The sequence below is a fragment of the Streptomyces sp. NPDC029674 genome (assembly GCF_044903205.1).
In the GTDB taxonomy this organism is placed as follows: Bacteria; Actinomycetota; Actinomycetes; order Streptomycetales; family Streptomycetaceae; genus Streptomyces.
In genome coordinates this window covers 1-7,763 of record NZ_JBJDPY010000039.1, presented here as the reverse complement: position 1 = coordinate 7,763, position 7,763 = coordinate 1, and the positions used below count along the sequence as shown (strand labels likewise).

5 protein-coding genes and 1 pseudogene are annotated in these 7,763 nt (G+C 72.5%); 3 read left to right on the top strand and 3 right to left on the bottom strand.

Annotation, left to right across the window (positions count from 1 at the left end; all coding sequences use genetic code 11):
• Window positions 1-900 precede the first annotated feature (900 nt).
• Both ACI2L3_RS39985 and ACI2L3_RS39980 read left to right on the top strand, forming a co-directional pair.
• On the top strand, window positions 901-2,319 hold the full coding sequence (locus tag ACI2L3_RS39985) for a hypothetical protein (RefSeq protein ID WP_404757399.1): 1,419 nt from the start codon (window positions 901-903) through the stop codon (window positions 2,317-2,319).
• Between the two features lie 752 nt (window positions 2,320-3,071).
• A complete protein-coding gene (locus ACI2L3_RS39980) occupies window positions 3,072-4,013 on the top strand; it encodes a hypothetical protein (protein WP_404757398.1) in 942 nt (313 codons plus the stop codon).
• A gap of 474 nt (window positions 4,014-4,487) precedes the next feature.
• On the opposite strand, the gene ACI2L3_RS39975 is transcribed toward ACI2L3_RS39980, so the two are convergent.
• Window positions 4,488-5,309 (bottom strand): BTAD domain-containing putative transcriptional regulator, encoded by an 822-nt coding sequence (locus ACI2L3_RS39975; protein WP_404757397.1) that lies wholly within the window; start codon window positions 5,307-5,309, stop codon window positions 4,488-4,490.
• 407 nt (window positions 5,310-5,716) lie between these two features.
• Here ACI2L3_RS39975 and ACI2L3_RS39970 point away from each other — a divergent pair, with 407 nt between their 5' ends.
• Window positions 5,717-5,881: a hypothetical protein gene (locus tag ACI2L3_RS39970; protein ID WP_404757396.1), complete on the top strand. Its 165-nt coding sequence runs from the start codon at window positions 5,717-5,719 to the stop codon at window positions 5,879-5,881.
• Window positions 5,882-6,422: 541 nt separating this feature from the next.
• Here ACI2L3_RS39970 and ACI2L3_RS39965 read toward each other — a convergent pair.
• Window positions 6,423-7,001, bottom strand: a pseudogene (locus ACI2L3_RS39965) (AfsR/SARP family transcriptional regulator); the annotation flags it as partial.
• Window positions 6,977-7,363 (bottom strand): hypothetical protein, encoded by a 387-nt coding sequence (locus ACI2L3_RS39960; protein WP_404757409.1) that lies wholly within the window; start codon window positions 7,361-7,363, stop codon window positions 6,977-6,979. The gene ACI2L3_RS39960 and the pseudogene ACI2L3_RS39965, both read right to left, overlap by 25 nt.
• Window positions 7,364-7,763 lie beyond the last annotated feature (400 nt).

The following is a 7,763-nucleotide window of genomic DNA, read 5'->3' as shown; positions in this document are numbered from 1 at the left end:
CCGGAGTGCGGGCCAGCCGGAGGCCAATCCGGGCCGGGATGCGGGCAGGCCGGAGGCCGGGGTGCGGGCCAGCCGGAGGCCGGTCCGGGGTGCGGGCCAGCCGGAGTGCGGGCCAGCCGGAGGCCAATCCGGGCCGGGATGCGGGCAGGCCGGAGGCCGGGGTGCGGGCCAGCCGGAGGCCGGTCCGGGGTGCGGGCGGGCCGGGCGCATTACTTACCGGGCACGCAGGCAGGACCCGGCCTCCCGCGGCGGGCCCGGTCCAGGGCCTGCCGGCCAGCGCGGCCGAGAGCGGCACGCACCCGGAAGCAGGGACCGGCCGGCCCCGTGCCGGGCCCCGCAGCTGCCCGACGGCATCCGCGCGCAGCAGGACCTGGCGCCGGCACACGAGCCACACGCCGCTCTGCCTGGGCAGGACCGGCCGACCACGCGCCGCCCGCTGCGCGGCGCACAGCGGGCGCGGCACGCTCACCCGGTCCACGATGCCCCCGCCACGCGGGGAACCACGCGGGGAAACAGCCGCGGCCCCCCGGCCACGCGGACGTGGCGCCGCCAGCCCCTCCCGGCGCCCCGGCCGGGTCCTTCCCCAACGGCCCGGCCGATGTGCGCGCCGGCCACGCAGGCCCGGCCGGCCGTGCCGCACAGCTGTGCCGAAGCACGAATAGTTGTCACCATCGGCATCCGCCGGCCTGCGGCTTCGGCAGGACAAAGCGCGGCGGTTGTCACCGGTGCGGTGCGCTACCTGTCACCAGCGGCAAGCGCAGCAGGGTTGCTGGCACCGTTCGGCTTCTGGTGGGCAGGGTGCCGAGCGGTGGCCCTCGGCGTTCACGAGCCGTATTTCGCGCGCTGGACGCGGACCCTGCCTCCTACGATCACCTGGTACGACTGCTGGGGAGGGCGGGAATGTTCGAACACGTTGAGGACAAGGCGGCGGCGACGCGGCTTGCGGAAGGTGCGCCGCTTCACCGCGCGCTTGATGTCGCCGACCCCGCCGCCTGGCTCGCGCTTGATGCAGAAGTACGGGAAGTGGCCTGGTACCGCCCCCCGTTCCTGCCGGAGTGGGAGCACCTGGCCCCCCTGCCCGCCGACCTGACGCAGCTCGAGGAGTCTCGGCTCGCACTCGCCCTCTGCCACCGCGACGGGCGCATCCGTCAGGAGGCGTTGGGTCTGTCCGCCCGCTATCCCGGTCTGCTGCCGCTGGTCGTGATCCGCTGTGCCGACTGGGCCGCTCCGGTGCGCGAACACGCCCGGCAGTTGCTGCGCGGAGCCCTGAGCGTGGACTGCGCCCCCGGCCTCGCGCCACTGATCCTCCGCGTCGGCCGCCGCGACAGAGGCGCCTACGGCGTCGAGGTGCTGGGCGAGATCCTGCGCCGGGCATCCCGCACTCAGCTCGCGGTTCTCTTCGCCGACCCCGACCGCGGCGTCCGGCGGTTCGCATACCGGCTGGCCATCGAGGGCCGACTGCTCGGCCCCGCTGAGCTGGCCCGCGCGGCTTCCACGGACCACGACAGCGTGGTCCAGGACCTGTGTGCCACAGCGGCACTCACGGCTCTGGCGGTCGGGGATGCCTGCGAGGGTGTGCTGCCTCTGCTGCTGTCCGCACGCAACCCGCGTACCCGTTCGGCCGGCGTCACCGCGCTGAGACGGGCGGGGCGGCCGCAGCAGGCGGAGCCGTTTCTCGGCGACCGTTCCGCGCTCGTACGTGCGTGTGCCCGGTATGTCGTACGACGGCATGGAGGCGACCCGGCGGCCTGGTACCGGGAGCGGTGCACGGCATTGGACGACCCCGAGTTGCCGCCCGGTGCGGTCATCGGGCTGGCCGAGTGCGGGAACCGCGCGGATGCCGGGCTGCTGCGGCCGCTGCTCGTGCACCCGGCGGTCGGCGTGCGGGCGCGAGCGGTGACGGGGCTGCGGGAACTGGACTGCGCGGATGCGCAGCAGTTGCGGCCGCTCCTCGACGATTTCGCCGCCGCAGTCGTCCGCGAGACCGCCACCGCCCTGCTGCCCTCGGCCAAGGAACTGCCCGCCGACTGGCTGTGGGAGCGCACCAGCTCTCAGCGGCCGCGGCACGTCCGCGTCGGCGCCTTCCGGCTGCTCGACGCGCGCGGCGGCATCGTGGCCCTACGGACGGCGGTCGGTCTGCTCGATGACCCGGATATCAAGCTGCGCACCTGGGCCGCGCAATCAGTGCAACGCTGGTGTCCGGCACCGGATGAGCCACGCGGCAACGCGGAAGTGGGTGAACTGCTCGACCGGAGCCGACACCTCTTCAGCGACCATGTGCTGCGCCGACGCAAGCGGGAAGCCGGAGTGGACAGCTGACACGGCACCGCGGGCCAGAACTCCGCTCAGCACTGGCCGCCCGGTGGCCCTGGTGACAGCATGCCTGCCGTGGTGCCAACCATCGTGCTTCGGCTCAACAGCACGCCGCACAGGAGCCCGGCGCACCCGGCGTTGCCAAGCGGACGCTCCCGGCGAAAAAAGAGCACCAGCTCCGGCCCCGCCAGGCGGGGCGCCCGGCACCCGACCGCCCGGGACGACAGGCCCAGGACAGCCGCACCCGCCCCCGCCCCCCGGGTCCGGGAGGGCCAATGCCCGTACAGTCGGCCGGTGTTGAGCACGAGCGGCAATGAGCGGCCCCGCACCGCAAGGGGGCGGGCCAATCCCCCCCTCGCCCCCGCCGAAGCCGGCGGTGCCGCGCACGACCGCCCAACGCCCGGCAGACGCAGGCCGCACCCCCGCTCACCATGCCCCACCCCGAAGCCGGCCACCGAGACAGCACCACAGCAAGCCCATGGCATTGCCCACATGGAAAACCTCGACCACGTCCCGGGGGGGGACCGCCCCACCCCACCCCGCCCCACCCCGCCCCGCCTCGCCCCGGAGTTGTGCCCGCCCGGCCCGCCCGGGGGTTATGCCCGCCCGCCGCCCGGCGGGTGCTGCCCGCCCCGCGGGGGGGGGCTGTTCGGTACGGCGCCACCCGCGCAGCCCTACCGCCCGCCCCCTGGCCAACAGCCCCCAGTACGTCGTTGACTTGCCGGCACACGGCGACCACCACATGAAGGGACACCGGCGTGCGCGCACGGGGCATCAACTACGACACCGGGTTCCTCCCCGGCGAAGAACTCTCCCGCAAGAGCTTCACCCCCACAACAGTCCGGCACGACATGGCAGTCATCGCCCAGGACCTGCACTGCGACGCCGTCCGCATCTCGGGAAGAGATCCCCAACGGCTGAGCATCGCCGCCCGGCATGCCGCGGCCGCGGGCCTGGAGGTCTGGTTCGCCCCCTTCCCCGTCGACCTGCCCCACCACCAGCTGCTGCCGTTCTTCACCGACTGCGCCGCCCGGGCCGAAACCATCCGCGCCGCCGGAGGCGAGGTGGTATTCGTCGGCGGCTGCGAAATCAGCGCCTTCTGCGGCGGCTTCCTGCCCGGCGCCACCTACGGCGAGCGCCTGACCGCCATGGCCGGCGCCGACCGGCACTGGTGGTCCACCCTCCAGCCGGCGCAAGAACGCCTGAGCGCCTCCCTGCACCAGATCGCCGCGACCGTACGCACCCGCTTCGGCGGCAAGGTCACCTACGCCTCGGGCCCCTGGGAATTCATCGACTGGGACCCCTTCGACCTCGTCGGCATCGACGCCTACCGGGCCCGCCACAACGCCGACACCTTCCGGGACGAACTGCGCGGCCACCTCGCCCACGGCAAACCCCTCGCAGTGACCGAATACGGCACCTGCGCCTACCGGGGCGCGGCACAACGCGGCGGCATGGCCTGGCAGGTACCCCAGGACGCGCTACCGGACCAGGACGAGCAGAGCCGCTACTTCACCGACCTGCTGGACATCTTCGAGGAAGAAGGCGTGGACACCGCACTCTGGTTCACCTTCGCCGCCTACAGCCGGCCCCGGGAACACGACCTGGGCTCCTACGGCGTCGTACGGATCCTCGACGAGAAGCACTGGGAAACCAAGAAAATATTCCACACCATGGCCGCCCGCCACCAACACCACTGAACCACCCAAAACCCCCGCCCACCCGGCCCCCGGCCCCGACCAGCACCCCACCCCCACCCACGCCACAGCCCCCACCCCTCCCCCACCCGGCATGCAGACCACCGCACACCCCACCCCCTACCCCACCGCCGCCCCACAACGGCCCTGCCCCCCACTACGGCGCATACCGCCCACAACCAGCACGCCCCACAAAGGCGCGGGGGGGGGCGGCACCACGCAGGCACGGGGGGCGGCGCGGCGAGGACACGGGGGGGCGCGGGCGGCACCGCGAGAGCGCCGGGGCCCGGCACCGCCGTGGTGCAGTGCCGGGCCCCATGATGCGGTCCGGCCGCCCCGGCCGGGCCTGACGATGCGGTCCGGCCGCCCCGCGGCACGAGGCAGCCCGCCCCACGATGCGGCACGGCCCCGCCCCGCCCCGCTATGGCGCGGGGCGGGGCGGGGCCGATGGTGCACGGCGGGGCGGGGCGGGGTGGTTCAGGCGGCGTAGAGATCGAACGTCGAGCCGCGCCGCGGCCCGGCCACCACATCCAGCTGCGGATCCACCGCCAGCATCGCCTGGTGCAGCCGCTGCACCTGCGGAGAGGGCTCCACCCCCAGCCCCTCGATCATCCGGATCCGCAGCCTGCGGTAGATCTCCAGCGCCGAGGCCTGCCGCCCCGACCGGTACAACGCCACCATGGCCTGCGAATGCAGCCCCTCGTGCTGCGGATAACGCGCCGTCAACTCCGTCAGCTCCGCGATCAGTTCGGAATGCCGGCCCAGCCGCAGATCGGCATCGATACGCCGCTCCACCGTCCCCAGCCGCGACTCCTCCAGCCGCATCACCTCGATCTCCAGGATCGGCCCGACCCGCACATCCACCAGAGCCGGCCCCCGCCACAGACCCAGCGCCTGACGGAACCGGTCGGCGGCCCTGGCATCATCACCGCCCTCAAAAGCAGCCCGGCCCTCACCCGCCAGCCGCTGATACTGCTGCACATCCACACTCTCCGCCGCAATCTGCAGCAGATACCCCCCGTGCCGGGTCGCCAGCACCTCCTTCGCCCGCCCCGGAGCCCCCGGCCCCAACGCCGCACCCAGATGCCGACGCAACTGCAAAATATAGGTCTGCAACGTCGTCAGCGCGCTCTGCGGCGGCTCGGTGCCCCACAACTCCTCCATGAGCGTGGGAACGGGCATCACCCGCCCTGGATAGAGGGCAAAGAGAGACAGAATCTGCCGCGGCTTGCCGGCCGTCGGAACAATCGATCCCCCGTTGACCTCGGCGCTCAACGGACCCAGAACCTGAATCTTCATGGGATTCCTCCGTACATCGTCGAGTTCCTGCTCTTGACTGCACTCCGTCGCCACGGCCCCAGCCGCCCTCACCCCAAACGCACCCACCCTCCCCCCACCACAAATTGACACAACGTCACAAACAGTGAGCAGACCCGGACCGCACGCTAGACGCCCCGGACCAGCAACACCTGCACCGCAGTGACATCCACACGGCAAACGAGCAAAAGTTCACCCCGCACGCCCTCCCCCACACACCAACCGTGCCCGAAGACGCCGACAGTGCCCGGTGATACCCGGCGGCGCCCGGCCGCGCAGAACACCGCCCCCCAATAGCCGCGGATGCCAGGCGGCACTCGGCGAAGCCCGCCGGACACCCGACGGCATCCACTGCTGCGCTGGCGCCGCTGGCGCCACTGGAGCCGTCGGTGCCGCTGGTGCCGCTGGCGCCACTGGTGCCGCTGGCGCCACTGGTGCCGCTGGTGCCGCTGGCGCCACTGGTGCCGCTGGCGCCACTGGTGCCGCTGGTGCCGCTGGCGCCACTGGTGCCGCTGGTGCCGCTGGTGCCGCTGGTGCGTGATGATGTCCGGTGATGCACAGCGAAACCTCGTGCGGCCACACCAGAGGGCCCGCAACGGCACGGGCCGCACCCGGCCAGGCAGCCACCCTTGGCGGCACAGGCCACGCACAGCGATGCATGAGGATGCCCGGCGGAACGCGGTGATGCGCGAGGAAACCGAGCGATACGGGCGATGGTGCGTGAGGCTGCCCGGCAGGACGCAGTGATGGTGCGTGAGGCTGCCCGGCAGGACGCAGTGATGGTGCGTGACGCCGCCGTGCCCACGGCACGGCCGGTAATACGGCGGGGCGCGAGCGATACGCGGGGAGACCGGCCGGCAACGTGCGGCACCGCCGGCGATACACGACGGCGACCGCCGGCGATGTGCGCCGCCGCCGGCGATACGGGACGGCACCCGCCCGCACCGGAAAGCCCCCCACCCCATCGACCGCCGCGACGCCCACCGCAGACACCCGCCCAACGCCCAGAGCACGGCCGACGGCCCACCAACAACCGGGCCGGTGCCGGCCACCGGCCCGCACCGCCAAGGGACACCACGTCCCGGGCCCGACGCCTCACCCGGCCGCGGCCAGCCGCTGACCACCAGCATCCCCGGACACACACGGAGCAGCAATCTCACGCCCCGCGGTCAAAATCGAACGCTGCAACCGCCGCAACCGCGCCGACGGCTCCAGACCCAACTCCCGCACCAGCGTGGACCGCAACCGCTGATACACCGCCAGCGCCTCACCCCGCCGCCCCGAACGATGCAACGCCAGCATGAACTGCGCATGCAGACTCTCATGCGTGCGATACCCATTGACCAGCACCGTCAACTCCGCCAGCAACTCCCGATGCCGGCCCAGCCGCAAATCCGCCTCGATCCGCCGGTCCAACGCACACAACCGGCTCTCCTCCAGCCGCTTGACCTCCATCTCCAACACCGGCCCCGCCCGCACATCCGCCAACACCGGCCCCCGCCACAAACCCAACGCCTGACGCAACCCCCCCGCAGCCCCCACACAATCCCCGGCATCCATCGCCCGATACCCCACACCCGCCAACGCCTCAAAGGACCGCACATCACAGCGCCCGCCCCCACCCGCCAGCAGATACCCCCCCGGCACCGTCACCAACACACCCTTCGCACCAGCACCAGCACCAGCACCCACACCGGAACCCCCACCAAAACCGGGGGCGGGACCAGGGCCAGCACCCACACCGGAACCCGCACCGAAGCCGTAGCCCGCACCAGCACCAGGACCCGCACCGGGGTCAGCACCAGCACCAGCACCAGCACCAGCACGGAAACCAGGACCGGCACCCGCACCGGGGCCCGCACCTGTACCGAAACCGGGACCGGAGCCCGCACCGGGACCAGGACCAGCACCCGCACCGGGAACGGAGCCCGCACCGGAAGCGGGACCAGCACCCGCACCCGCACCGGCACCGCGCTCCAGCCCACCCCCACCGGAACCCGCACCCGCACCCGCACCGGCGCCGTGCTGCAGCGCACCGGCAATCAACTCCCGCAACTGCAACACATACGTCTGCAACGTCGTCCGCGCACTGCGCGGCGGCGCCACCCCCCACAACTCCTGCATCAACACCGACACCGGAACCAAACAATCCACACGCAACGCCAACAACGCCAACACCTGCCGCGCCTTAGGCGCCGACGGCGTCACCGACACCCCCCCGACCCGCACCCCCAACCCACCCAACACCTCAACATCCACCACAACCCCCGAAACCACCGCAACCCCCGCACGTGGTAGAAACCACCGGCCCGGGGGCCCACCCCCCACCGCACCCAGAATTCAAATAGATCCCCCCACCCCTGTCAATACAAAACCGCATAGCTGGTTTCTACCCAGCCCCCACCACCCCACCACCACAACCCAACCCACACCCAC

Coding starts and splice junctions, on each gene's coding strand:
- ACI2L3_RS39985 (WP_404757399.1), top strand. CDS start 901: ATGTTCGAACACGTTGAGGACAAGGCGGCGGCGACGCGGCTTGCGGAA.
- ACI2L3_RS39975 (WP_404757397.1), bottom strand. CDS start 5,309: ATGAAGATTCAGGTTCTGGGTCCGTTGAGCGCCGAGGTCAACGGGGGA.